This is a genomic window from Pseudoalteromonas shioyasakiensis, from assembly GCF_019134595.1.
Taxonomy (GTDB): domain Bacteria; phylum Pseudomonadota; class Gammaproteobacteria; order Enterobacterales; family Alteromonadaceae; genus Pseudoalteromonas; species Pseudoalteromonas shioyasakiensis_A.
In genome coordinates this window covers 1,036,793-1,063,665 of sequence record NZ_CP077770.1, presented here as the reverse complement: position 1 = coordinate 1,063,665, position 26,873 = coordinate 1,036,793, and the positions used below count along the sequence as shown (strand labels likewise).

Here is a 26,873-nt window from a genome sequence, read left to right as displayed (position 1 = left end):
ATAGTTGGTTTGCGAGGCGAGTAGAATTCGGATAAATTAAGAGGAGCAATCAGAATATTTATGGCTCGTACAGTTACATGTCTTATCTCACGCAATTAAAAACCTTTGTTGAAGTTTATCGTTGTAAAAATATTACGAAGGCAGCGGCTAATTTAGGCTTATCTCAGCCTTCGGTGACCTCACACATTCAAGCAATGGAAGTTGTAGTTGGTAAATCTTTATTTGAGCGCAAAGCCCGCGGGGTTACCCCCACTGCCGCAGCACATGATCTAGCGCTTCAGGTTTCTGGTCATATCGATATATTAGAGCAAAAGATCATGTCGATACGGGCACGTTCTGATGCCGCTCATGGCACTATAAATATCGCAGGACCTGCCGAATATATTAGTAGTGTATCGGGGCCACAAATTGCCAACTTACTGCAATCTGGCAATGTGAACCTTGTTCTGCATATTGGTAATAAGGTGAGTATTTTTGATGCCTTGCAATCAGGTACTGCAGATATTGCTATTGCCGCATCAGCGCCTGATCCAGCACTATTCGATAGCCTAGTGCTCGACAAAGAAAAGCTCATTTTGGTGATGAACCGTCTACATGGAAGAGAAATCAAAGACAGCACTATTACCGCCGATTTACTCTCAAGCTACAATGTCGTTGCTTATGATGAAGAGCTGCCTTTGATAAGACAATACTTTGAAGCTGTATTCAACGCAAAATGCCACTCAAACGTCATTGCTATTTGCCCAGATATACGTGCTATTAGCAATATTATTCGCTCAGGCATTGGCTATTCTGTACTACCCGATTACCTTTGTCGCGATCAGATAAAAGCCGGAGAGCTTGTGCAATTAGGGCCCGAAGGCCCAGAAAACATAATTTACTTAGTTTGGAACAAAGGGGCACTAAAGCACCCCCGTATTGCATTTGCCAAAGATGTTATTTCGGCCTTTGCAAATATTAACTACTTTGCAAACTAAGCAAGGCTTGCTTTGCGTCATCATTTTCGCTCTCAGTTTGGTTTATCACCGCGAGACTGGCGTAATGCATTCCGCCAAGCGTAAAGCTTAGGTATAATCAGTTTTTCGTCTCGATTTTGGTTTTTAAATGAAAAAGCTTTCTAAAGTACAATTAAAACAGCAAGCCCTTGTATTAAATGTTGCCGACGCCCTTGAAGAGCAAGGCCGCGCTGAACTTGAAGGCATGTTGCAATGCTGGTTTGATGTGGAATACCACTTATTCCCAGGCTCATTGCTTTTGTGTTTTCAATTTGAAAACCAACAATCACTCGATGCTGCAACCCCAGAGCTATTAAAATGGCAGAAGCGCCTAAGTGGCGCAATGCTGAAAAAAGGTGTGATTTTAAAAGACATGCGCAGGCATTTAGTGTTTACCCTAAAAGGCCCTGACGATTAAATGAGGTAAGTTGCGAGTTAGCAAGAGTGTAGCCGCGATTTTATATCGCGTAGTTCTCTTAATACTCACAAAGAGAATAAGAGACGCTACGCTTAAGAGGTATTATTAAAAACAAATTTTATAGTTTTGTTGGGTTACTCATTCACTTCTCATTTTATTCTCTTTGTGCAAAAACAAATTGAACCACAGAGATCACCGAGACGCTTCGCGTTACACAGAGATAAACAGTAAATTACGCGGAGTAAGCCCCGCAACTATCAGTTTGGCGCCCCCTCCTACACCTCGTATCTTTCTCCTTTACCCTTGTAACTTGCTAACTTATTCCAACACCAGCGTACTTAACGCCAGATAACAACGCCATATCTTTGTGCCATGTTGCTAGATCATTAGCATTGAACTTAGCTAAAGAGTCATGACCACATGCCCTTGCCATAACCGACATTAACTCAGTTGACGCTTCAAAAAAGTTCTTTAATTGATTTGCTGACTTTTCAATATTTAAGCGCTGACGTAAGTCTTGCTTTTGTGTGGCAATCCCTGCAGGGCAGTTATTGGTATTACACATGCGCGCAGCAACACAGCCGATTGCTTGCATTGCACTATTCGAAATCGCCACACCATCAGCACCAAGCGCAAGCGCTTTTACAAAATCAATTGGCAAGCGTAAACCGCCAGTGATGATCAAAGTAACATCACTTGCACCTTGTTCATCTAAGTACTTTCTTGCTCTGGCAAGTGCAGGAATAGTCGGTACGCTAATATGGTCTCTAAAAATCTCAGGGGCTGCGCCTGTACCGCCACCACGACCATCTAGAATGATATAATCGGCACTCGCATCGAGCGCAAATTGAATATCTTCCTCAATGTGATTTGCACTCAGTTTAAACCCGATTGGAATACCGCCCGTTACCTCGCGCACTCTGTCAGCAAACTTTTTGAAATCGGCGGCACTGTGTAAGTCTTTAAATGTTGGCGGTGAAATCGCCGAAGTACCTGCTTCAATACCTCTAACCTCAGAGATTTTTCCTACATTTTTGTTACCCGGCAAATGACCCCCTGTGCCTGTTTTTGCGCCTTGTCCACCTTTAAAGTGAAAGGCCTGCACGTTTTTTAATTTATCTTCGCTATAACCAAAGCCTGCGCTTGCTAGCTCATAAAAATAACGTGAATTGGCTTGCTGCTCTTCAGGGAGCATACCGCCTTCACCTGAGCAAATACCTGTACCAGCAAGTTCAGCTCCTTTCGCTAAGGACACTTTAGCTTCTTCAGATAAAGCTCCAAAACTCATATCAGAAACAAACAATGGAATAGCCAGCTTTAATGGTTTTTTCGCTCGCGGGCCAATCACAAGTTCGGTATTAACAGCTTCATCTTCCATTAAAGGTTGTGTCGCCATTTGCGCCACCATCAGCTGTAAGTCATCCCATTTTGGTAATTGATATCGTGGCACGCCCATCGACACCATAGGACCATGATGGCCAAGCTTTGATAACCCTTCTCGAGCTAATTGATGAATAAGCTCAACGGTGGGTTCCTCTTTGGTTGCTGTAGCAACTGGCAAATCAGAGGCTTGAATTTGCACGCCTGGCCCTTCTTGACCAACTTGGCTTTTATCAAATTGTTTGTGACTGCCATCACAAAACGGCGCATTGGCAGTGTGCTTACATTGGCATAAATAGGCATCGCCCGACTCTTCTGCTGTAAATGCTTTGGGTTTGAAATCGGTTCCGGCATGTGAGCCATCACAAAATGGCTGATTTTTAGAACGCCCACAGGCACAAAAATAATATTCTTGCCCCTGCTCTAAGGTGACTTTTTTTGGCGAAACGGCTGCAATTATGGGTTTGCTCATTATTGTTCCCTCACGGTTGCTACATTACATTGCTAAGTTCAAGGTACTGCGATTGAGGTAAGTATTTATTCAAGGCTTACTTGCTTTACAAAGGGTAGTTCAGCTCAGTTAAAAAACGAGCTCTTAAGCGCCTAGAAGTTTACTTAGCTATCACTAATCGACTATATAACCGCAACAAGCAGCCAAGATATCAGCCATTTCGTATTTTAAGGTAAGCGGTAAATCGGTTTGTAAGCCGCTGCGGGGTAATTATCACAAAGAGACAAAGAGGCGCTGCGCGCTACACAGAGAAAATAAAAATACGAGCTTCTGCATAAATAAGTGATGAACAATCTGTTTCAATCAAAAAATGTATCTTTAAATATTTATTAAGTGAAAAACAATTCTGTCCCTTCATTATTGACAAAAGTTTTATTTAATAAGACCATGACCACCTATATTAAACCTTTTAAAGGAATAACAGGTGAATATTTTAAACAGGGATAATTTTAAGTAAAAACAACTTAAAACCAAATTAAATTTTTTCTTGATCAAAAAAGTTATTTGAAGAAATAGACAAGGATATCCAGCTTTCTGGCGCTGGTGTTATTTATATAGATGAGAGTTTTACAGTAGTTACTCTTAGGGAGTTCAAATCTATATGCCGTCTAAATCCAGTAAATATAATTCTAAGAGAGCCACCAAAGCATATAAACAAAAGCGATTTTACAAACGAACTTAGACATAGCTCGGTAAACCCTAGAGAAAGTAGATTCGTATCCGAAGTTGCAGGGACCGTTTTTGCGTGTACTGGTGCAATAATTTCTTGGGTTGCTTTTGTCGCTTCTGGTTTAGCTACACCAATATCTTTTGGAAGCAGTGCAGTAGTCTCTGTTTTATCCTTTAGCGCTGCATCTGCAACAACACTCCAATGTGCAAACGGAATAATGAGAAGTAGTGCTGAAAAGTATTCTCCAGAATTTAATGATTGGCTAGATTCTGAGGACTGGTATGTAAACACAATCAAGGCACTAGACTATATCTCTTTAGCTGGTGCTACAGCTGCTAGTGCTATCGCAGTAAGAACTCTCAAGAAAGCAAACTCTAGCGGTGTGAGCTTTAGACAACTATTATCAAGTAAAAGCTGACAAGAAAGAAGCCGGATTACTAAAGAAATAATAAGGCTTAAGGTACCAGGGATATCTAATAAAATGCTTAAAAAAATGATGAGAAGTAATATTGTTCCGAAAAGGTTTAATAATATACAAATTAACAATGAACTAAGAACGCGTTTACGTGATTCTGTCGCAGCAGCACTTTCTTTTACTGGTAGTGCATATAACGGTGAAATAAAAGGAATTGCAATTGGTGTATATGAGAGCTTAGAAAGTGAAGGCTGAAGATCTACCCTTAAGTGACTCCGTCCCAAAGTTAAAATACATCTTAACTTGCGCTATATCTATAGTTGCTAGTATTTTTAGCTACTCATCTGCTGCGTTCTTAGTATTAATGGTTCTTTGGCCTTATGAATCCTTTAAAGATTTGACCCCTAGAGTAATAATTTTCTTTTCTGGAATTTGTACATGTATAACACTGGGTGTACTTTTATCTTTTGGAAAAACCTGGGTCATAAAAATTTTTAAAGGGCTGGTTATTACAGCGATTTTAATATCACTTTTTACTTTTTCTATAATTTTATTCACTGACCTTTATGCCCAACCTATTAATGGTTTAAAGTTATCAAGCTTTTTTATTTTGTTTAACTTATTACTAGCACTGTTATTCTTTAGTAAGCTACTTAAAACTAGCTCCCTAGTTATTAAAAGGCATAAGAGAAGACACAAAAAGCAATTACATTATATTAAAGATCAATTGTAAGAAAAACTGTGACGGCGAACACTTTTCCATTAATAAACACTTGAGTCTTAGGGAGGAATTATCTCCCTTTTTCACTGAGCTGTTTGTGCAAAAACAAATTGAACCACAGAGTGCACCGAGGCGCTTCGCGCTACACAGAGAAAAACAGAGTTTAAAAATATTATTCACAAAGAGGCTAATAAGCGCTGCGCTTTAGAGGAAGAGATTAAACTGACTTCTATGGTTCCCTCACTTTCTTCTCATTCGCTTCTCTTTGTGAAAGAATAAATTGAACCGCAGAGAAAAACAGTAAATTATGCGGGTAAACCCGCTGCTACCTGTTCAGCGTTAAAACGCCTAAACACGTATCTCGCAAACTTTCCCCTTGTAACTCGCTAACTTGTTTGGTTTCAATCCGTTCTACCCAACCTTGCTGATGGCTTAAAGCTTTTGCTTTTCCACTCCCATTTGCTTCACATGCTCAACCAACTCGGGGAAAAACGCTAAAAACACCGCGTCTAATTGTTGGTAGTGGCGGGCTATATCGTCAGCGGCTCCTGCAAAATTATTAGTAAAGCGAATACGCTTAGCGATGTTATCAAGGGTAAGGCCGACCCCATCGAGGGTTTCATATTCTTTAAACCAATCATTGCTGGTCATACTAATCACAACTTGCTGCATACGCGAAGGCATCATGGCTCGGCGAGCATTTAAAAGACCATAGCTGTGCTGTTTGAATTCAGCTAATGGTTGATCATTAAAGCGCTGCCAATGCTGAATAAGAAAGTGATCAAACGCCACATCAATCGCTACACTTGCAAAGCGTTTACGTGCTGGCGAAAAGTACTGCTTAGCCTCTTTTACAAAGGGATGTGAGTCGGTAAACCTATCAACTAAATAATGATTTTCAAGGCCATTTTTAACCGCATCAGGTAACTGCGCAGAATACCGACGCCCACCAAAATCCCCCAGCAAATTACCAAAATGTGAATCAGCCGTCGGTTGTGCTAAATAAAGGTGAGCCAAGTAGTTCAACGCATTCTCTAAATAAAGTCATTTTATGCATTGTAAAAGAATACAGGTGAAAGGGTCTAGGGGCACAAGGTGCAAGTTAGCGAGTTAGCGAGTTAGCGAGTTAGCGAGTTAGCAAGATTGTAGCCGCTATTTTATATCGCGTAATCAAATGCCTGGTAAGCGTTATGCTTGCATGGCACGTTTTAAATAGATCATCGCGCGAAATAAATTTCACGCCTACAGTGCTAGGTGCTAGGTGCTAGGTGCTAGCAGCATAGTGTTGGTTTTGGGTAAGTAGAAGGGATTAAGCAAAAAAACGCCTGACCCATTTTTCTAATTATCCAAAATAACGCTTGAACAATCTGGGGCATAAAAATTTTTCTGCCCCCTCATCAAATAGCCAATTACCGGGATATTGAATAAAACAAAAGGCATGGTCAATGAAGTAAGCCATTTCCTTCAAATAATCTTTCGATTCTTTGTTTTTAAGCCCCGTCGAGATTCGGACATGAATTAAGTCTTTGCGTACATCCTCATTAACTCTGAAATAAACACTTGTCCCAGCTTCAGAATAATACTCGGTGGAAAATGCATTTCCTTCAATTTCCCATTCAGCTTGATGTATTTGCTTTTTAGTTGCCACACCTTTTAAAAAGCTCCGGGCTACTTTCATGTTTCGACTAAAGCTTTCCCCAGACCTAAAACGGGATAATTTTACACAGCTTTCTAATAAGTATCTTTTTATCAAGTATTCTTTATTTTTGTCTTTCTTAATTACTTCTAATTCTTTTAAAACGTTCATATTAAAGGCATCTATTTGATGCGAGATGATTTGTAATTGGTATGTGTTTTTCGCTTGTTCAAGTTCAATCAAGCATTAACATATTTATCGCCAATTAAGTTAGGGTCAAGACAATAATCATCAGATATTATCTTTTAACTATGATTTTAATGACTTGCCGTGAACTCTGTTTAAGATTTCGCGCGAAATAAATTTCACGCCTACAGTAACGTATTTAGTCATAGCGATGTGCAGACACAATAAACTAAAAACTTACAGCTTAAAGCTCTTTTGTTTTAATCTGACTTCTAACGACTGATATCTAATATCTTCTAACGCCTCCTACACCTCGTATCTCGCTAACTTTTTCGTCTGATAGCTGACGGCTGAAAGCTGATGGCTCCAAACGTTGAGTTTAAATCCGCTCTCACCAACCTACCAGCTAATAGCCATACAAATAACTCACCTTTATGACTTTAAATTAAATGCCAACATTACAAGAGCCGAAATGATCGCGGAAAGAGAAATTAACCGCATAATCAAAATAACTATATTACCTGCACCGCCTGAAGTTGTACCTCTGAATAGTAGCGGGTATTCGTGGAATTTAAAAAGATACAGCACATCAAAAAGACCTACACGCATACTATCTATTGTTACAACCTCGCCACTTTTTTGATGAATTTCACAAGCGTGTAAATTGGCCGTTTTTTCGTTCACAATGTGACCACTTCTACCGTAAAAAGTATAATTAAAAATGATTTCTTGGATATCGCCCTTAGTGATTTGCAAAACTTTTGAAGCTTTACCCATTATTGCTTGCCTATCTATTTCGAGTGAGTCTTTAGATATACTCATAACCCACTTACGACCAAATCCAAATTTGTTATAAATCGCAATTCGCTTGATAACAAATACACAAAGATAACAACTCACACAAGTTACAAAAGCAGGTATCGACTGCATCGTTTCTTGAAGCACTAGGCTCATTACAGCAATAGCGATAGTCATAAAGAAAAATAAAAATTCAGCTCCGCCCGACAGCACAGCTAGGCCCGGTAGCGACGTTAGTTTTGTATTAGAGTCTGCTTGTAAAACTGTCTTGTTATAGAAAGTTGAATATCTAAACCAAACTCGGTCGCTCAGGTTTAAATCTAGGGAGTGCTTCGAAAGTGGCTGATTATAATCCATTATTTACGTTTCCATTTTTAAAACACAATTTTGCCATTACTTTCCCATTAAGCCAACATTCCTACTTAAGGATATATTTCCTTTACGTTCAAGTACTAAACTAACTGCACCGAGGCGCTTCGCGCTACACAGAGAAAAGCAGCATTTAAAAATAATATTCACAAAGAGAATAAGAGACGCTGCGCTTAAGAGGAATTATAAAAAATTGGTAGTTTTGTTGGGTTACTCATTCACTTCTCATTCTATTCTCTTTGTGCAAAAAACAAATTGAACCACAGAGCTCATCGAGGCGCTGCGCGCTACACAGAGAAAAGTAGGGTTTAAAAATATTATTCACAAAGAGGCTAAGAGGCGCCGCGCTTAAGAGGTAATATTAAAAACAAATTTGATGGTTTTATTAGGTTTCTCATTCACTTCTCATTTTATTCTCTTTGTGCAAAAACAAATTGAACCACAGGGTTCTGCGTTAAAACGCCTACTCTCGTATCTCGCCAACTTTTTCGTCTGATAGCTGACGGCTGAAAGCTGATAGCTACTCCCCTAGCAACTCACTAACTTGTTGGGCTTCGCTCAGCTCCACCCAACATACAATTAGAGCTACCCTTTACTCTCCCGCAAACTTTAACATTCGCGTTTGGTCGGTAAGCTCAATATCCACCAGCTCGAACGGGGCTTTGGCTACTTGAGTGACAGCAAAAGGCATGGTGAAACTGCCGTAACTATCAATCTGTTTTGCTACTTCAACCGTTGCCAGTTTGATGCGCTCACCTTTATCACCTTTGCCAGTTAAGGTTGCACGAATAGCATAGCGGCCAGAGTGAGTCACTTGCACTGGCACCTTGGCTTGGTATTTGTTATTGCCAAGCGCAGTTACCTTGGCTTTATCCATACTGATGGTTTGTGAGCTATGTACAAATGGCATTTTTATAGAGCGTTTTACCGTCTGGCCATTCACTTTGGTGTCTACACTGGCCTCAAGCTCATAGTAACCATTTGCGGCACCTAAGGTTTCAAGCGGGTAATTGAATACGGCTTCACCATTTTCGTAACGTACATCTAACTTTTCGCCATCAGGACTTGAAAGCGTTAACTTCACATCACTATCTTTAAAGCGCTTTTTACCCATACTAAGCTGCATAGCAACACGTTGTTGCTGATCTTTCACTTTAAACTGCGATTTAGCATGTAAAGCATTGCTCGATCCTTTTTCAATCACGTGCAGCAAGTAGGTGTCATTATCGTTAAGCGCTTGGCTTGTTCTTAACATTGCTTTGCCATTTACCTGACCTAGCTTTAGCCCAACACTGCCATCGCTAAATCCTGCATTTTCCATTTGCTCACGTGCAACCATGGCTTGCATTGGCATTTGCCTAAAGTTGTCATCTCGCACCGACAGCTTATCAAGCTGTAAGCCATGAGGCTTAAATACTTCACCACTATCAAAGCGTGCTTTTGGTGCAATGCGAATAAAGTTATCAGCTTGGTTTACAAAGACAGGCACACCGCGCTTAAGCTCTTTACCAGAAACTTTCTGCCAATATTCAACACTGTCTTTTTCAAGTGTTTGTAGTTGAGCGCTTGACGCTGTTTGAACTTGAGGAAATTGATAAACCGTTTGCTCATTAGCATTTGCGGCTGTGCTTACAAGCACAATTGCAGCTGCAATTGTGGTTAACTTATTAATCATAGCGGGCTCCTAAATTCGGTTTTTAAGCATGTTTGGCAAGCCAAAACAGTTACGTCGACTTTGCTGATGGCTCAAAGGCTCACCACCTTGGGTTCGTGATTTATCAGTAAACCACACCACCCCAGCTAACGACTGAGAACTGCAATTTAAAAAGCCATCTGAGCAGCTATCTAACCAGTTTTGCGTTACTTCAAGGCCCACTTGATTTTGATAACCGCCACAATAGCTGTCGCTATCCCATATCGCTGATTCAACATCACTGCCCACCACGGTTTCAAATCGAGACGGTAAACCTGGGCGGTTCGGTGTGCCATACAACCACTGTGCGTTATACGATTCCATCCAAGATACTTGTTGTTGTTTTACTGCATCGCTGCCGTAACCTAAAAGCCAACCCAAGCTTTGCTCGAACGAGTTACCTGCTATAACCGCATCTGCCAAAGGCGTGCCACCACTTGAAGGAGCCAGAGCAATAGTACGCGTGACTTTGCTAATAATATTTGGATAACGGCTATCCCATGTTGGGTTAGATAAAATCCAACGCACCACATTACCGCCATTAGAATGGGTGATCAGAGTTAAATCAGTGATGTTTTTATTATTGATAAATGTAGTGAGCTGCCCTGCTAAACAGCCAGATGCTGCATCTGCCCACATGTACTGATCAAAGTCACAATTAATGACCGTGTAATTACTACTGTTTGGTAAACCTTGACGAACCGTATCGACAAAACTGCCTGTCCAATAGTCATTATACGCATCGCTTTGCTGGCCTGTACCGTGCACAAATGCGACTCCTTGCGCAGCAAAAGCACTGTGGCTAATACCCGCTGCCAACATTAAAGCTGGCACTAGTGAGAGTGTTTTTATTTTCATGTATGTTCCTGTTGATTGTAATTTTATCTATCAGGTTGGAGGAGTGACCTCCGACCAAAAACATAGACCAAACAGGTACGAAAGCAAGATTAAATTTACATTAATTTAACTTTTGTGCATTTTTTAAGTACAAATTATTAGATTTTAGGAGAAAAAGAGGGGCGAGGTGCGAGTAAACTTTCCCCTTTACCCTTTCCCCTCGCTAACTTATCGAGCTTCGCAGTGCTCTGCCCAACACGCTGTTATTAATACCCTTCAAACCTTGTTGCACAACCAATGCCTATGCACTCAACACGGCTGTCGAGTTCTAACAGCTCTAAATTATAGCTTTTGCTTACATCTACTTTTTTTAGTGGGTTATTAAAAAGGCTGATATCTACTAAATTTGCATGTTCACGTAAATCAATGTTTTTTAATTTGTTATTCGACAAAAAGAGTATTTGAAGCATGGGGTTTGCTGTTAAATCGATAGTGCTTAAGTGGTTATTACTGGCGTAAAGTGCAGTTAACTTTTTATTATGGCTGATGTCTAAAGAGCTAAGCTGGTTGGCATCTAGGTTTAGTTCGCTGAGCATCTTGAACTTGCTTAAATCTAGGTTTTTTAACTGATTATTTGCAAGCTCAAGGTTACGAATACCACTTGGTATATTTACTTTTGTGAGCTTATTGCCCGACAGATTAAGTTGATACAGTTCAGAATTAACAAGCGTCAATTCGCCTGTCAGCTTATTATCTTTAAGATCAAGCCATCTAAGTTTACTGTTAGTGCTTACATCAAGCTTTGAAAGCTTATTACCACTCAGCATTAAAGTCTCTAACTCTTCGTTGTTATTTACATCAATACTCGTAAGGCTATTTTGGCTTAAATTAACAAGGAAAAGCTGGCTATTGTGGCTTATGTCGATTTCGGTCAGTTGGTTTGGCACTTTCTTATCGGCAGGCCTACTTGTAATGCCACCAATCTCACCAACTATGAAGCTATCCCCTTCATTACTGAGGACGAGTTTTGTTAAGTTACTAAAATGCTCAAGCCCTTTGGCTGAAGTAATACCGCGATCTCTGCAATGTATTTTTGTCACCTCACCCACTGTTTTATAGCCACTTTCTTGTAAACACGCTAAGAAGTTAGCATCTGCAACCACGCTCTCAATTGGTGTATCGTCATTAGCCGAAGCTCCAGCAACCCCAAGATTTAACACAAGCAAACAGGCCAAAGCCATGTTAATGCGCGCAAAGTTCCTTTTTAGCATTCTTTCACCTTAAAATTTCAACAACATAATCAGGTGGTTAATTAAGAGGTTTCACCACCCAACAACAAAGCATGCATAATACAGGTTATTTGATATTTGTACCCATATAAATACATAAATACTTTCGAAGTTGTTTTTTAATGGGTTCACGCGAAATAAATTTCACGCCTACAGTGCTAGGTGCTAGGTGCTAGGTGCTAGGTGCTAGGTGCTAGGTGCTAGGTGCTAGGTGCTAGGTGCTAGGTGCTAGGTGCTAGGTGCTAACAGCATAGTGTTGGTTATGGGTTGGTAAAGGGGTTAAGGAAAAAGAAAGACCAGACCCCCTTGGTTCTTACATTTGACTATATGGAAACACAGGAAGAAATAAATGACTTTCTAAGAGATTGACTAGCTGATGATGATCCTAATACGTTTATCGAAGCAATTGGCTTTCTTGTGAAAAAACACGGAGTGAGCGATGTTGCGAGATCAACAGGCTTGAACCGTGAAAGTATTTATAAAATAAATGGTAAAATAAAACCCCGCTGGGAAACTATTTTTAAGCTAATGAAAGCTTTAAATCTACCACTTACAATGAAATCAATTTGATTAAGGGTGCACTAAACAGAGTGGAGTCAGATTTCTCGGATAGCGCAAGGAAAGTCCAGAGAGGGGTCAACGGCAGCCCCTCTTTGGCTGCCGTCGCCAGTGCGACAAAACCTTAAATAAGGTTTTTAATTTGGTAGCTCAAGAAAGCAACGTTGCCTGCTTGAGCGATACTTTCTAATGGGTTAGGCCTTTGGCTCCTTTGGTTTTTATCCTTACCAAATAAAGGGAAAAGAACATTATTAGATAAAAATATTCAATTACTCCTCCTGAACTGCTCTCGCTCATCAATTGTTCAGATGGTTCAACATTATTTTTTATTAAAACTTTAAACTCTAGCTCTGAAGAATTACTTTCACTGTCTGTTGCCACAATTTTCAAGCTATATTCCCCTTCAGCTAAAGAGCCTGCACTCAATGACATAAAGTGATTATCCATAATTGAGTAATTCAGGTCTGTTGATATTTGAAAGCTCAATAACTCTTCATCCATATCATAGAAAAAATCTAATAAATGTATTTCAACTTCCTCAACTTTATTAAGCTGTATAGTACTTGGTTCTTTAATAATTTCAGGGGAATGATTAACATAATGAAGCTCAATACTAACAACATGCTCCACAAGTTCATCACCATAGCTAAGTAACAACTTTAAATTACTCGGCGCCGAATAAAATTCAGATTTCATAATTTTTCCAGTCAAAATATTAGATTGAATGGAAAAAAACTTAGACTCCTCAGGTATAGAGATATTTACATCTTCTCCATTATTATTTTTCAGATACTCATTAAGATTTAATATGATTTCTTCACTAGTATTCAAAGTAACCTTTTCAATGTTCAACGAAGGTTTATTATTAAGTTCCTCTGTAATCAGAAGATTGAGTGTTTTCGTTAAACTTACTTCTCCATCTGTTACTAATACATCTACTTTTATAGTCTCACCTACCACCCAACTTTTTTGATAATCGACAGTTAATTGGCCTAGGACATTTAATCTAAAATAACTTTCTTGATTTGCCAATCGATAAAGTAACACGTCATTATCAGCATCACTAAATAACTCTCCAATATTATAAATATTTTGCTCCTGATTAATAAGAATTGTATTTTCATTCTGAACTGGTGCAGTATTAACTCCATCATCATCTTTTAATACATAACTACTGTTAGTTTTATCATCAAATGGCATGCTAATTTTATAATTTGAGCCTATTTCCATGCCGACAGTAGTTATTGCTGATTTCAAATTTTCTGATAAGTTCCTATAGCTATATACAATAGTAGAACCTTGCTCAAAAATTAAAGTTTGTACTTCACCATGCGTATCCTCTAACTGATCATATTGATCATAATGGGAAGTAAAAATAACAACTCTATTGTTATCTTCTCCAGTAACTAATCTTTGATTGCTTATGGGTAAGGTAGTCAATTCTAGTTTTTGTAGGTCAAATTCTGAAGGGATTAGAGTAACTTCTTCTTCCCAAGGGTTACTGATACCATTGTAAACATATTTATAATCATATTCTTGTGGAGAACTTTCCTCATCAAGAATGTTGTGAGTTCTATTGACGGAAAACTGTGGTTCTGTTTTATTTTTCTCTCCTGAAATATTTGCATGTTCTTTAACTTTACCTTCATATAAAACAGTCGGCTTTATATTATTCTCAGAAGTAGATGAGCTAAAAATAGAAAGAGCATTATTTAGGTCAGCCCATCTATTTTGAATTGTTCTAACACTTGCATTGATCCCTTCTTTAAGACCACCTATTTTTATTTTGAAAGGGAAATCATCAAACGTATAGGCATTGATATCTTCCTTATCTAACCAAAAATCTCCTAACTCTGTATGGATTTTATAAGGGTTTACAGAGTAAACAGCTATCGTTTTATCAGATCCTACTGAAAGTTCATGCATTCCTACATCATCAAAAGTAATACTTGCTATGTTATAGCCATCATTTTCATACTTATCCAAGCCAAGACCATCATCTTTTGCAATATACTCTTTATTTTGAGTGAGATCTTTTATCGTCATGTCCCCAAGAGACACTGAGCAATTTATATTAATACCTTTAATTATTAGCTCTTTTCCTTTTACCCTAGTAATAAATTGCTCTGTTTGAGGGTATAATCTTTTTGTTACCTGCTGATTTTTACAATCTAAAAGCCCTTGATTATTTCCGATAATGCTTAACCTTTTATTATTTAAAGAGCTATGTTCTGCGCTTTGTAGATCAACCCCTGATGAAATGATAAGATTTCGAATAGAAGGCATTGATAAGTTTTTAGCTGACTTTAGTAATGCTGCAGCTCCCGCTACTTGTGCTACCGCCATAAAGTTACCTGATGAAATCCTATAATCATCTTTTTCAACTGTTTGACTTTTTTTAGTTATTTTAATGTTATCAACATACAAGTTGTTGTCATGTAAATCGCTCACATATGTTACTAATTTAAATTTAACATCACTAAAATCTACATCCGAATTCTCTAATGAAAATAGCCTTGAGTATTCATACCATTCAACACTCCTATGATATGTATTACTAACTGGCAACCAAGAACCATCCTTTTTCATTACTTCTAAGTGTATGTATTTTTTAGAGTTATTAAGTAAATCAAATGAAATTACAAACTCCTTTTCCTCTGTTCTACTGAAGTCTAATGAAGGAAGAATTAGTGTAGCTTGATTATCAATAAACCCCCATGAATCATTACCAGTAGTAAAATGTTCTGTCATCACTTCCACTTTATGTAGATTTTCTAAAGGGACATCTTTTGGTTCAAATGTAAAGTCTGCGTTAAGTGGCTCATAACGCTTTTTATAAGACGTAGAAAAAATATAATCGGATGCAGCGAAAGTACTAATACTATTACCACCTGACATATTTAAATAACCATTTAAATAAATACCTGATACAAGTATCGTATTAGACATTAGTAAGCTTTGTGGGAGACTAAAAGTAAAATCAGTATCACCATCAATAGGGTAATCAAAGCCATATCTCGCTGGCGCTATAACTAAGATATCATTAGCTTCTAGCTTCTTTATAGCGTTGTGTGTCAATTGGGTAGCGTACAGTACATTATGATCTAACTGCCCGATTTTCAAACCAGTCGATGTCCAGTCATAAACAACCGAAGCAATATTTAAGTTAAGCTGATTTTTTAAACCTATTATATAGTCAATACACTTTATATAGTCTCTAGTGTAAACATCAGGGGAAACCTTACATCCTATAATTTTGTTATTTGATGATAGGCCATTGATACCGATATTGTTTTTAGTTCCAGCTATAACTCCTGCCATAGCTGTACCAAATCCATATTCATCAATCAAATCCCCATTTAAAAGACTTGGATTAATTCCATGTATGTCATCGATATATCCATTATTGTCATCATCGATGCCATTTGACGGTATCTCGTTTTCATTTACCCACATAGATCCACTTAAGTCTTCGTGGTTTACGTCTATACCAGAAGATAAAATAACTGTTACTACTTCGTTACTTTCATCTATCCCTTCTAAAAGATATTTATCATAGCCAATTCCCCCTACTTCAGTATCATTTAATGCACCACCATATAGATACCATTGATTCAGATAATAATCAGGAGAGCTTGCATAACTATAAAAATTTATAAATAAACTTATTATAAAAAATAAACCAACTTTTATTCCCACTTTCTAATACCGATTACTATAAAAAAAAATACATTACCCAATTTCTTTACAAAAATCGAGTAATGTATTTCTTTGAAACATTTTATAAACACTTGAATTTTGCCAAGACTAACTCCCAATCTCACGTTTAACACCTCCCCCCGTCATCATGCCTTGATAATAAGCAATTGATGAGTATATATCGTGCATGGATGCACGATAAGGCGAAATTAGGCCGTAGATGGCCTATTTTCGCCGCTTGCGTTCACTTCAATTATTGATTTGAAGGGTTACGCGTGATACTCGGGGCGCCGCGGGGTTCCAAGAGACGGTCGGCGGCAGCCGCCCCTTGGTTGCCGCCAGCAATCTGGCAAAAACCTTGAATAAGGGTTTTAATGTAGGTCACGGATTTATCCCGATATATTCCTGAAAAATACTTTCAGGCTAAAGCCTGAGCTACAACAAGCGCTAATGCGGCGAAATAAATTTCACGCCTACGGTATCGGGGTTAACCATAACAATGTAAGGCAAAATCTTACTTAAAACTTATAGCTTAAAGCTCCTTTACTCTTTCCCCTTTACTCTCGCTAACTTTCCCCAAAACACAAAAAAGCCGTTGCATTGCTGCAACGGCTTTTTGGCATTTGAATTTAATCAAACCTTAGTCACGGTATGTCTCAACCGCTGGGCATGAACAAACTAGGTTACGGTCGCCGTATACGTCGTCGATACGGGTTACTGTAGGCCAGAATTTGTCTTTTGCTACGCTTGGTACTGGGAATGCTGCGTAGAAACGGTCGTATGCACGATCCCACTCATTCCCTAGTACGTCTGCTTGTGTGTGCGGTGCAAACACTAGCGGGTTGTTTTCAATTGACCATTCGCCAGATGCGATACGGTCGATTTCTGACTTGATTGACACCATTGCTTCGATGAAACGGTCGATCTCAACTTTAGACTCAGACTCAGTTGGCTCAATCATTAGTGTGCCAGCTACTGGGAATGACATAGTTGGTGAATGGAAGCCGTAGTCTTGTAGACGTTTAGCTACATCCATTTCAGTGATGCCTGTTTGCTCTTTAAGTGGGCGTAGGTCAACAATACACTCGTGCGCAACGCGGTTGTTACGGCCACGGTATAAAATTGGGAAGTGCTCGCTTAGCTTCTCAGATAAGTAGTTAGCGTTCACGATAGCCATTTCTGTTGCTTGTTTTAAGCCTTCAGAGCCCATCATAGCAATGTATGCCCACGAGATAGGTAAAATAGCTGCTGAGCCGTAAGGGGCAGCAGAAACCGCACCGTTACCGATGTTTGTGCCAGCAACATTAATTACGCTGTGGTTAGGCATAAATGGCGCTAGGTGAGATTTAACACCGATTGGGCCAACACCTGGACCACCACCACCGTGTGGAATACAGAATGTTTTGTGTAGGTTAAGGTGCGATACGTCAGAACCGATTGAACCTGGGCTTGTAACACCTACTTGCGCGTTCATGTTTGCGCCGTCCATGTACACTTGACCGCCGTGCTCATGCACGATGTCACAGATTTCACGAATTGTTTCTTCGTAAACACCGTGTGTAGATGGATAAGTGATCATGATACAAGATAGGTTTTCAGATACCTCTTCGGCTTTCGCTTTAAGGTCTGCCATATCAACGTTACCGTTTTTATCACAGTCAACAACCACGATTTTCATGCTTGCCATTTGTGCAGACGCTGGGTTTGTACCGTGCGCTGAACTTGGGATCAAACATACGTTACGGTGACCTTCACCGCGTGACTCGTGGTATTTACGAATCGCGATTAAGCCTGCGTATTCACCTTGTGCACCTGAGTTAGGTTGTAGTGAAACTGCATCGTAACCTGTGATATTTACTAACCAATCATGTAGTTCTGTCATCATGATTTGGTAACCTGCTGCCTGATCAAGTGGGCAGAATGGGTGTAAGTTTGCAAACTCAGGCCAAGTGATTGGGATCATCTCAGCTGTCGCATTAAGTTTCATTGTACATGAACCTAATGAGATCATTGAGTGGTTAAGCGCTAAATCTTTGTTCTCTAGGCGCTTGATGTAACGCAACATTTCAGTCTCGCTGTGGTACGAGTTGAAGTTAGGGTGCGTTAAAATTTCGTCATCGCGTACTAGGCTTGCAGGAATAGAGTTGCTGCCGTTTACTTCGATTTCGTTTGCCAGCGCATCAACGCTTAGGCCGTGATCTTCACCTAAGATGATGTCGAATAGCTCTGCTACGTCTGCACGCGTTGTTGTTTCTGATACAGAAATTGAGTATTCACCTGCGCGGTTAGACGCAAAGTTAACGCCGTGCTCTACTGCACGTGCAACGATTTCGTCTTTGTTATCTGCAACAACAGTCAGTGTATCGAACCATGTGTCGTGCTTAAGGTTTACACCTTTCGCTTTTAAGCCTGCCGCTAAGATATCTGCAAAACGGTGGATACGCTCAGCAATAGTTTTAAGGCCTTGTGGACCATGGTAAACCGCATAGAACGCTGCCATGTTCGCTAGTAGTACTTGCGCTGTACAGATGTTTGAGTTGGCTTTTTCACGACGAATGTGTTGTTCACGTGTTTGCATTGCCATACGTAGTGCGTCGTTACCTAAACGGTCTTTAGAAACACCGATAATACGACCTGGTAGTGAACGCTTGTACTTGTCGCGTGTTGCGAAGAATGCAGCGTGTGGACCACCGTAACCCATAGGTACACCAAAACGCTGTGCTGAACCAAGTACTACGTCTGCACCTAGTTTACCTGGTGCTTTAAGCATTAATAAGCTCATGATGTCTGCAGCAACACAGGCAATCGCTTTTTTGTCTTGTACTTGTGCGATTAGGTCAGTTACGTCAGTGATTTCACCGGTTGTTGATGGGTATTGGAATAATGCACCAAAAATCTCATGATTAGCCGCTTCGCTTGCAGGACCAACAACAACTTCAAAACCGAACTGGTCTGCACGTGTAGCAACAACGTCGATTGTTTGTGTGTGAACGTCATCAGCTATGAAGAAGATGTTTGCTTTTTTAGCTTTAGCAACACGCTTTGCAAGGCCCATTGCTTCTGCAGCAGCCGTTGACTCGTCAAGTAATGACGCGCTTGCTAAATCAAGACCAGTTAGGTCTAGGGTCATAGTCTGGAAGTTTAATAATGATTCTAAACGACCTTGTGCAATCTCTGGTTGGTATGGTGTATACGCAGTGTACCAGCCTGGGTTCTCAAGTACGTTACGTAAAATTACGTGTGGTACGTGAGTTGGGTGGTAGCCTTGACCGATGTATGATTTGAACACTTTATTTTTGCTTGCTACTGATTTTAAGTAGCTTAGTGTTTCAACTTCAGTGCGGCTTTCGCCAATTGATAAACCTTGCTCTAAGCGAATGCTTGCAGGTACCGTTTGACCGATCAGCTCTTCAACACTCGATACTCCAAGAGCGCTTAGCATGTCGCTTACTTGCGCTGGGCTTGGCCCAATGTGACGGCGAATAAAATCTTGCTTTTGCTCTAATTGTTCAAGAGATTTGGCGTTTGACATTTGTCCAGATTCCTATGATCCAAAAAAAAGTGGTTACTGCCAATGGGTAACTGGCAATAACTTAAAAACAGGTTGATTCAGTAACTTACAGCGTATGGAAACGTAAGCTATAAAATCATAAAAGCCCCACTTATGAGGGGCTTTTAGTCGGCGTGACTAATTAATTAGTCTTCGTCGATTGTGTTAGCGTAGCCTTCAGCGTCTAACAGGTTATCAAGCTCTGATGTGTCAGATGCTTTGATACGGAATAACCAACCGTCAGTGTAAGGGTCGTTATTTACTGTTTCAGGCGAATCTTCAAGCTCTTCGTTGATTGCAACGATTTCACCGCCGATTGGTGCGTAGATGTCTGATGCTGCTTTTACAGACTCAGCTACTGCGCAGTCTTCACCCGCGTCAACTTCATCACCAACTTCTGGTAATTCAACGAATACCATGTCGCCAAGAAGTTCTTGTGCGTGCTCAGTGATACCTACAGTAAACGTACCGTCACCTTCGTCGCGAACCCACTCGTGTGAAGTAGCATATTTTAATTCGCTTGGGATATTGCTCATCTTTTTGTTCCTTTGGTTTATATTGGGTGATAACACCAAATTTTTTATAGTTTAGATAACTGATTTGCCGTTACGTACAAAGCAAGGTTTAACAACCTTAACGTTAACCAGTTTTTTACGCATCTCTACTTGGGCTGTTTCGCCAGTTGAACGCGGAACGCGTGCTAGCGCAACACTATGACCAAGAGTTGGTGAGAATGTACCAGAGGTAATCACCCCTTCACCACCTTCAACGATGACTTTTAAACCGCTACGCAATACGCCTTTTTCTTCAAGCACTAAACCAACTAGTTTGTCTGTGCTCTTATCAGCGCGTTGCTGTTCTAATACTTCACGACCGATAAACTTACGATCTTCTGGCTCCCATGCGATTGTCCACGCCATGTTTGCAGCAAGTGGAGAAACACTTTCGTCCATATCTAGGCCGTAAAGGTTCATACCCGCTTCAAGACGTAACGTATCACGTGCACCTAGACCTGCTGGCGCTACGCCTGCGTCTAGAAGTTGTTGCCATAAATCAGCAGCTTGATCGTTAGGCACTACGATTTCATAACCATCTTCGCCAGTATAGCCTGTTGTCGCAATAAATAAATCACCTGCTTGCACACCAAAGAAAGGCTTCATACCTTCAACAGCAGCTTGTTGCTCTGCATTAAGTACTGTTGCTGTTTTAGCACGTGCGTTAGGGCCTTGAACGGCAATCATTGCAAACTCTGGACGCTCAGTAACCGTTACGGCGAAATCAGCCGAAACTTTAGCTAAATGCGCTAAATCTTTTTCACGTGTTGCTGAGTTAACTACTAAACGGTAGTTCGTTTCTGAGAAGAAGTAGATGATTAGGTCGTCGATTACGCCGCCTTCTTCGTTAAGCATACCTGTGTAAAGTGCTTTACCTGGTACAGTTAACTTAGCAACGTCGTTTGCAACTAGCTTACGTAAGAACGCTTGTGCTTGCTCGCCTTGAATATCGACAATAGTCATGTGAGATACGTCAAACATACCTGCATCTGTGCGAACCGCATTATGCTCTTCGATTTGTGAGCCGTAGTTGATTGGCATTTCCCAGCCGTGGAAATCAACCATTTTTGCGCCAGCTTCAAGGTGCTTAGCATGTAAAACTGTTTTAGAAGTCATAATATTCCTTCACTTTTAAATTAACCCACAAGTTGTGGGGCGTGGCCTCAATTTAATGAGGGGGAATAACATGGGCGGCGATTATACATTAGTTGCACAGTTGTCACACCCAAATTGCGATTTTGTAACTAAAAAACAGCTAAACACCCAAGTGCGTAGCTGTTTTAAAAATTTTATCTTTTAAGCAACGTTGGCTAAGGCTAAATCAAAGCCGAGCTGCTGTAAGTGCGTTTGCCATTTATCAAGCTCTGCTTGGCGCGCCACCAGCTGAAATTGCTGTGTTGCTTGGTTATCTATGGCGGTAATAAATACCTCACCGCTTTGTGCACCATAACAACTGCGCATGTCTGATAAACGCAGCCCCGGCGTTAGCTTAAAGCTGTCGACCAAGGCATCAAACGCCTGCTCACCACTTAGGGTTAGCGCGCTTAAATCGTCACGCATTACGTAATCAATGTCGTAACGTAGTTGTTGTTCATTAATAAGCGACTGTAATTGCACGCTGGCATCTTTACCTAATACAAAACGAAATGCAGTTTCGTTAAAGTAATACAGGGCATAAGCGTAGCTGCTTGTTAGGTCATCGTCTAATGAACTACGTAAGCCTAAACCGCTGGCGGTTAGCTTATTAATATCAAGACCTAAAATAGCCGTTAAAAATGGGATTGCTTCAGTGCCACTAAAATCCATAATGGCAGTATCGCTATTAGCTTGTAGCACGTTGTCTGCTGGGGTCTCAGCTTGGCTGTGGCGAGCAAACATTATTGGCGTAAAAGTCATATGTGACACCTATCAATCGTTAATGCTTGAAGTATATTGCGCCGTGCTAGCAACAACAAATTGTAATTATTTATCAATTGATAAATAATGCTTATATATACAGCCCTATAAATAGAATTTTTTAATGAAAAACATTTCTACCGATAGTTTACGTACTTTAGTCACTGTTGTTGAAGTTGGCGGATTTGCCAAAGCGGGTGAATTATTAGGGCTATCGCAACCGGCTGTGAGCTTACAAATAAAGCGCCTTGAAGACATGCTGGGCCATAAGCTGTTTAAAAAGCAAGGCCAGCGCCAAGTGCTTAATCAATATGGCGAACTGCTCATGCCATTAGCTAAGCAAATGCTGCAACAAAACGATGCCATTTTGCAGCAGTTCACCAGCGAAAACGTGACAGGTAAAGTGCGCTTGGGGATCCCCAGTGAATTTGCTGCACGTATTTTACCGTCGATCATTGGTGACTTCGTGGCCCTATACCCTGACGTATCGCTCGAAGTGCGCTCTCGTTTGAGTAAGCATTTATTGTCGGTCTCGCGCCAAGATCAATTCGATTTAGTGTTGGCATTAAACGAAGAGCTCGAATCAGCCAAGTTCCCTATTTTTATGCAAGACCAACTAGTATGGGTGGGCGATTTAAACCTTGCGCAAAACGATGTGGTAACGCTTGTAACCGCCCCAGAGGGATGTATTTATCGCCGCCGCGCAATCGAGGCGCTACAAAGTGCGGGTATTAAATACCGCATTGCCTACAGTAATGCCGACTTAACTGGTCTAACTGCAGCATTAAAAGAAGGCTTAGGCATTACGGTACTCGCAAAAAGCACCGTACCGAATGAGCTTAACTACCAAATACAAACCAAAGACCTCCCCGAGCTTGGTCAAATCGGTATTAGTTTAATTAAACGTACCGACGACCCCGGCACCGCCGTAGACAAACTCGCCGAATTCATCGCCCTACGTTTGACGTAGGTTTGAGTTAGCGAGTTTCGAGTTTCGAGTTTCGAGTTTCGAGTTTCGAGTTTCGAGTTTCGAGTTTCGAGTTTCGAGTTTCGAGTTTCGAGTTTTCAAAATTGTCGCAGCGATTTTATATCGCGTACTCCACTGAATACTCACAAAGAGGTATAGAGACGCTCCGCTTAAGAGAAACGTAACTAATAGTTTTATTGGGTTACTCATTCACTTCTCCTTGTCTTCTCTTTGTGCAAAAAATATTGAACCATAGAGTGCATCGAGGCGCTTCGCGCTACATAGAGAAAGTAATACTCACAAAGAGTGATAAGAGACGCTGCGCTTAAGAGGAAAGTAACTAATTGTTTCTATTAGCTTGCTCATTCACTTCTCATTGTTTTCTCTTTGTGCAAAAAATAGTGAAACGTTGGGTTTCGCTTCGCTCTACCCAACCTACGAGCTGATGGCTCCGCCTTGTTAAGTTTTACTTAACACCAAGCCAAAACCCAATATCGTAATACAATACTACTGTATTTCTTATATTTGATTGATTTCAAAAACTTACAGTTAAGAGCTGTTTTATTACAAATAGGATTGATTCGCATTATTTTACATGTTTTAATTGCGCCGGTTAAAAAAATCTAAACATATACAGGACACACAATGACACCTAAGTTTATTGTTTCTACGCTTTCGACTGCGGTCGCTTTATCTTTAAGCGCTAATGCTTTTGCAAAAGATGTAACTAAAGAAGAGAAGAACTTCGAGCAAATCACTGTAATTGGCTCTGCATCTGCAATTAACGATATTCCTGGCTCTGCTACTTTTATTGATGAGCAAGAACTAGAAAAGTTTGAATATACTGATATCTCACGTGTTTTAAGTGCTGTACCAGGTGTATATGTACAAGAAGAAGACGGCTACGGCCTTCGTCCTAACATCGGTATGCGTGGTACGGGTACGGGTCGTAACGACAAAATCTCAGTAATGGAAGATGGTGTACTTGTAGCACCAGCACCTTACTCAGCACCTTCTGCTTACTACTTCCCTACTATGGGTCGTATGGAGTCTATCGAAGTACTTAAAGGTGCGGCATCTGTTAAGTATGGCCCGCGTACAACAGGCGGTGTTTTAAACTTAGTTTCTCGTAGCTTACCAACTGAAGGGTCTAAAGGTTTACTTAACGCAGAACTTGGTAGCGATGGTTTCTACAAAGGTCATGCTTACTTCGGTAAAAAGAAAAACAATGCTGCGGGCCTTGTAGAAGTATTTACTTACGGTGCAGATGGCTTTAAAGATTTACCTGTAGGTAGCGACAACACAGGCTTCGAAAAGAACGATTTCTTATTAAAGTTTGGCTTTGACTTTGGTGATAACGAAGCACACAGCCTAGAAATGAAGTTAAAGTACTCAGACGAGCGCTCTGACGAAACTTACATGGGTTTAACTGACGCTGATTACCAAGCAAACCCTTACCGTCGTTATGCTGCATCGCAAAACGATGAAATGAACACACAACACAATGCATACCAAATCAACTATGCATACCGCTTTGGTAAAGGTTACGAGCTACTTGCTACTGCTTACCTAAACGACTTCCACCGTAACTGGTATAAAGCAAGCAAAGTGGGCACAAGTAACCTTGAGCAATACAGCGAGTTTGAAGCAAACCCAACGAGCGAAGGTATTGAAGGTGTTGGCGTAAAAGCGAATAACCGTGATTACCAAGCGAAAGGCTTACAAACTGAATTTCATATCCCAGCGGGCAACCACTACATCACTGTTGGTGCACGTTACCACGAAGATGAAATGGATCGTTTCCAATGGGAAGACAAGTACACGCTTAACCAAGACCTATCAATGACGCTTACAGAAAAAGGCGTTCCAGGTTCAAACAGCAACCGTTTAGATAGCGCAGAAGCGACTACCCTATTCATTCAAGATGAGTGGTCACTTGATGCATTAGTTATTAGCGCAGGTCTTCGCTACGAAGACATCACAATCAAACGTGTTGAATGGGCTAAGTCTGATCCTAACCGTGAAAATGGCTTAACAAAAGATATCAGCAACGACACTGAGATCTTAGTACCATCACTAGGTGCTACTTACACTGTAAGCGACAACCTAACGCTTCTTGCTGGTATTCAAAAAGGTTACGCTCCAGCGGCACCGGGTAACGCAGATCAAGAAGAAGAAGAGAGTGTTAACATTGAGCTAGGTGGTCGTTACGATTACGCGGGTATTCAAGGTGAAGTAATTTACTTTAACTCTGACTACACAAACATGCACGGTAACTGTACTGCGGCTGTAGGTTGTAGCGATGACAACATTGGCGACCAATACAACTACGGTGAAGTATCTGTGTCTGGTTTTGAGCTAAGCGCAGGTAAAGTGTTTGCTACTAACGCAGCTTCGTTCCCAGTTCGCTTAACTTACACTTACACTGATTCTCAGTTCGACAATGCGTTTGAATCTGATCTTTGGGGTAGCGTAGAAAAAGGCGATGCAATGCCATACGTGCCTGAAAACCAATTAGCGCTTTCGATGGGTGCTGAGTTCTCAAGCTTCGTATTCGATACGCAAATGCGTTATGTATCTGATGCACACGCAGATTTAACAGACTCAGGTCGCAATGCAATCGACAGCCGCGTTGTATGGGATTTAGCAGCTAAATACCTAATCGACGACAAACAAAAAGTATACCTAACGGTAGACAACCTGTTTGACAAAACCTACGTTGCAAACCGTGCAAACGGCGGTATTCAGCCAGGTAAACCTCGTACCCTACAACTAGGTTACAGCTACTCGTTCTAATATAACGACTCAGCGAAATATCAAAAGCCGTGTGATGAAAATCCCACGGCTTTTTTGTGAGTGAGAGTTTGCAAGTTAGCAAGATTGTAGCAGCGATTTTATATCGCGTAATTCAATGAATAATCACAAAGAGGACAAGAGACGCTGCGCTTTAGAGGAATTTTCTGTCTCATTTACTTCTCATTGTCTTCTCTTTGTGCAAAAAATAGTGAACCACAGAGTACACCGAGATGCTTAGCGCTCCACAGAGAAAGTAATACTCACAAAGAGGATAAGAGGCGCTACGCTATAGAGGAAAAACAAAATAGCCTTTTTAGTTGTCTCATGTACTTCTCATTTTGTTCTCTTTGTGCAAAAAATTATTGAACCATACATAGAGTGCATCGAGGCGCTTCGCGCTACATAGAGAAAGCATAATTTAAAAAATAATATTCACAAAGAGGACAAGAGGCGCTGCCCTTTAGAGGAAAGTAACTAATAGTTTTTTTGGGTTGCTCATTCTCTTATCTTTGTGAAAAAAATTATTGAACCATAGAGTGCATCGAGGCGCTTCGCGCTACATAGAGAAAACATAATTTAAAAAATAATATTCACAAAGAGGACAAGAGGCGCTGCCCTTTAGAGGAAAGTAACTAATAGTTTTTTTGGGTTGCTCATTCACTTCTCATTCTCTTCTCTTTGTGCAAAAGAATATATTGTCCTCATTTATGGCGACACATAATAGTTAAAATTGACGGGCTAAAGCCCGACCTACGTGTTGCTTTGTAGTTTACATAAGCATCGCGCGAAATAAATTTCACGCCTACGGGTGAGCATTTCAGCTCTTTTGTTTTCAATCTGATAGCTGACGGCTGAAAGCTGATGGCTCCAAACGTTGAGTTTCGCTTCCTCCTAACCAACAAGCACAATCGCTGTAAGTTGTCATTTATGGCGAC

At 40.4% G+C, this 26,873-nt stretch carries 20 protein-coding genes; 7 read left to right on the top strand and 13 right to left on the bottom strand.

Annotated features, from left to right (window positions below):
* Positions 1 to 77: 77 nt before the first annotated feature.
* Entirely contained in the window at positions 78 to 977 is a 900-nt protein-coding gene (locus KQP93_RS04995; RefSeq protein ID WP_217876134.1) for a LysR family transcriptional regulator, read from the top strand.
* Positions 978 to 1,104: 127 nt separating this feature from the next.
* Positions 1,105 to 1,413: a hypothetical protein gene (locus tag KQP93_RS04990; RefSeq protein ID WP_058585610.1), complete on the top strand. Its 309-nt coding sequence runs from the start codon at positions 1,105 to 1,107 to the stop codon at positions 1,411 to 1,413.
* 313 nt (positions 1,414 to 1,726) lie between these two features.
* Here KQP93_RS04990 and KQP93_RS04985 read toward each other — a convergent pair whose 3' ends face one another.
* Positions 1,727 to 3,265: a glutamate synthase-related protein gene (locus KQP93_RS04985; RefSeq protein WP_217876133.1), complete on the bottom strand. Its 1,539-nt coding sequence runs from the start codon at positions 3,263 to 3,265 to the stop codon at positions 1,727 to 1,729.
* A gap of 589 nt (positions 3,266 to 3,854) precedes the next feature.
* Positions 3,855 to 4,265, bottom strand: a complete 411-nt coding sequence (locus KQP93_RS04980) for a hypothetical protein (protein ID WP_217876132.1) — start codon at positions 4,263 to 4,265, stop codon at positions 3,855 to 3,857.
* Positions 4,266 to 4,455: 190 nt separating this feature from the next.
* Between KQP93_RS04980 and KQP93_RS04975 the strand changes: the two genes are divergently transcribed.
* Entirely contained in the window at positions 4,456 to 4,644 is a 189-nt protein-coding gene (locus KQP93_RS04975; protein WP_217876131.1) for a hypothetical protein, read from the top strand.
* Positions 4,634 to 5,122 carry a hypothetical protein gene (locus tag KQP93_RS04970; protein WP_217876129.1) on the top strand — a complete coding sequence of 163 codons (489 nt, stop codon included), beginning with the start codon at positions 4,634 to 4,636 and terminating at the stop codon, positions 5,120 to 5,122. Before KQP93_RS04975 ends, KQP93_RS04970 begins: the two co-directional genes overlap by 11 nt.
* Positions 5,123 to 5,542: 420 nt before the next feature.
* On the opposite strand, the gene KQP93_RS04965 is transcribed toward KQP93_RS04970, so the two are convergent.
* From KQP93_RS04965 to KQP93_RS04940, 6 genes are all read right to left on the bottom strand, one after another.
* Complete coding sequence (locus KQP93_RS04965; RefSeq protein WP_217876127.1) at positions 5,543 to 6,136, bottom strand: ACP phosphodiesterase; 594 nt, start codon at positions 6,134 to 6,136, stop codon at positions 5,543 to 5,545.
* 316 nt (positions 6,137 to 6,452) lie between these two features.
* A complete protein-coding gene (locus KQP93_RS04960) occupies positions 6,453 to 6,989 on the bottom strand; it encodes a hypothetical protein (protein ID WP_217876125.1) in 537 nt (178 codons plus the stop codon).
* A gap of 375 nt (positions 6,990 to 7,364) precedes the next feature.
* Positions 7,365 to 8,087: a hypothetical protein gene (locus tag KQP93_RS04955; RefSeq protein ID WP_217876124.1), complete on the bottom strand. Its 723-nt coding sequence runs from the start codon at positions 8,085 to 8,087 to the stop codon at positions 7,365 to 7,367.
* A 604-nt stretch (positions 8,088 to 8,691) separates the two neighbouring features.
* The gene (locus tag KQP93_RS04950) at positions 8,692 to 9,774 is read right to left on the bottom strand and encodes a DUF4785 domain-containing protein (RefSeq protein WP_217876122.1); all 1,083 of its coding nucleotides are present in this window, start codon (positions 9,772 to 9,774) and stop codon (positions 8,692 to 8,694) included.
* 9 nt (positions 9,775 to 9,783) lie between these two features.
* Positions 9,784 to 10,650: a hypothetical protein gene (locus tag KQP93_RS04945; protein WP_217876121.1), complete on the bottom strand. Its 867-nt coding sequence runs from the start codon at positions 10,648 to 10,650 to the stop codon at positions 9,784 to 9,786.
* A gap of 245 nt (positions 10,651 to 10,895) precedes the next feature.
* Entirely contained in the window at positions 10,896 to 11,900 is a 1,005-nt protein-coding gene (locus KQP93_RS04940) for a hypothetical protein (protein ID WP_217876119.1), read from the bottom strand.
* A gap of 435 nt (positions 11,901 to 12,335) precedes the next feature.
* On the opposite strand from KQP93_RS04940, the gene KQP93_RS04935 reads away from it, so the two are divergent.
* On the top strand, positions 12,336 to 12,488 hold the full coding sequence (locus KQP93_RS04935) for a helix-turn-helix domain-containing transcriptional regulator (protein ID WP_440590107.1): 153 nt from the start codon (positions 12,336 to 12,338) through the stop codon (positions 12,486 to 12,488).
* 174 nt (positions 12,489 to 12,662) lie between these two features.
* On the opposite strand, the gene KQP93_RS04930 is transcribed toward KQP93_RS04935, so the two are convergent.
* The 5 genes from KQP93_RS04930 to KQP93_RS04910 form a co-directional block, all read right to left on the bottom strand.
* On the bottom strand, positions 12,663 to 16,175 hold the full coding sequence (locus KQP93_RS04930; RefSeq protein WP_217876116.1) for a S8 family serine peptidase: 3,513 nt from the start codon (positions 16,173 to 16,175) through the stop codon (positions 12,663 to 12,665).
* 640 nt (positions 16,176 to 16,815) lie between these two features.
* Positions 16,816 to 19,707, bottom strand: coding sequence for an aminomethyl-transferring glycine dehydrogenase (gene gcvP / locus KQP93_RS04925; protein ID WP_217876115.1), 2,892 nt, complete (start codon positions 19,705 to 19,707; stop codon positions 16,816 to 16,818).
* A gap of 164 nt (positions 19,708 to 19,871) precedes the next feature.
* Complete coding sequence (gcvH, locus tag KQP93_RS04920) at positions 19,872 to 20,261, bottom strand: glycine cleavage system protein GcvH (RefSeq protein WP_054551324.1); 390 nt, start codon at positions 20,259 to 20,261, stop codon at positions 19,872 to 19,874.
* Positions 20,262 to 20,312: 51 nt separating this feature from the next.
* A complete protein-coding gene (gene gcvT, locus KQP93_RS04915; RefSeq protein WP_054560755.1) occupies positions 20,313 to 21,395 on the bottom strand; it encodes a glycine cleavage system aminomethyltransferase GcvT in 1,083 nt (360 codons plus the stop codon).
* A gap of 180 nt (positions 21,396 to 21,575) precedes the next feature.
* Entirely contained in the window at positions 21,576 to 22,175 is a 600-nt protein-coding gene (locus KQP93_RS04910) for a hypothetical protein (protein ID WP_054560756.1), read from the bottom strand.
* A gap of 124 nt (positions 22,176 to 22,299) precedes the next feature.
* Between KQP93_RS04910 and KQP93_RS04905 the strand changes: the two genes are divergently transcribed.
* Positions 22,300 to 23,145 (top strand): LysR family transcriptional regulator, encoded by an 846-nt coding sequence (locus KQP93_RS04905; protein WP_054551321.1) that lies wholly within the window; start codon positions 22,300 to 22,302, stop codon positions 23,143 to 23,145.
* A gap of 642 nt (positions 23,146 to 23,787) precedes the next feature.
* Entirely contained in the window at positions 23,788 to 25,938 is a 2,151-nt protein-coding gene (locus KQP93_RS04900; RefSeq protein ID WP_217876112.1) for a TonB-dependent receptor family protein, read from the top strand.
* Positions 25,939 to 26,873: the final 935 nt, after the last annotated feature.

Excerpts from the sequence above, each read along its gene's own strand:
- gcvT (WP_054560755.1), bottom strand. The coding sequence starts at position 21,395 with ATGACTTCTAAAACAGTTTTACATGCTAAGCACCTTGAAGCTGGCGCA.
- KQP93_RS04985 (WP_217876133.1), bottom strand. The coding sequence starts at position 3,265 with ATGAGCAAACCCATAATTGCAGCCGTTTCGCCAAAAAAAGTCACCTTA.
- KQP93_RS04940 (WP_217876119.1), bottom strand. The coding sequence starts at position 11,900 with ATGCTAAAAAGGAACTTTGCGCGCATTAACATGGCTTTGGCCTGTTTG.
- KQP93_RS04990 (WP_058585610.1), top strand. The coding sequence starts at position 1,105 with ATGAAAAAGCTTTCTAAAGTACAATTAAAACAGCAAGCCCTTGTATTA.
- KQP93_RS04950 (WP_217876122.1), bottom strand. The coding sequence starts at position 9,774 with ATGATTAATAAGTTAACCACAATTGCAGCTGCAATTGTGCTTGTAAGC.
- KQP93_RS04900 (WP_217876112.1), top strand. The coding sequence starts at position 23,788 with ATGACACCTAAGTTTATTGTTTCTACGCTTTCGACTGCGGTCGCTTTA.
- KQP93_RS04995 (WP_217876134.1), top strand. The coding sequence starts at position 78 with ATGTCTTATCTCACGCAATTAAAAACCTTTGTTGAAGTTTATCGTTGT.
- KQP93_RS04945 (WP_217876121.1), bottom strand. The coding sequence starts at position 10,650 with ATGAAAATAAAAACACTCTCACTAGTGCCAGCTTTAATGTTGGCAGCG.
- KQP93_RS04975 (WP_217876131.1), top strand. The coding sequence starts at position 4,456 with ATGCTTAAAAAAATGATGAGAAGTAATATTGTTCCGAAAAGGTTTAAT.
- KQP93_RS04955 (WP_217876124.1), bottom strand. The coding sequence starts at position 8,087 with ATGGATTATAATCAGCCACTTTCGAAGCACTCCCTAGATTTAAACCTG.
- gcvP (WP_217876115.1), bottom strand. The coding sequence starts at position 19,707 with ATGTCAAACGCCAAATCTCTTGAACAATTAGAGCAAAAGCAAGATTTT.
- KQP93_RS04905 (WP_054551321.1), top strand. The coding sequence starts at position 22,300 with ATGAAAAACATTTCTACCGATAGTTTACGTACTTTAGTCACTGTTGTT.
- gcvH (WP_054551324.1), bottom strand. The coding sequence starts at position 20,261 with ATGAGCAATATCCCAAGCGAATTAAAATATGCTACTTCACACGAGTGG.
- KQP93_RS04910 (WP_054560756.1), bottom strand. The coding sequence starts at position 22,175 with ATGACTTTTACGCCAATAATGTTTGCTCGCCACAGCCAAGCTGAGACC.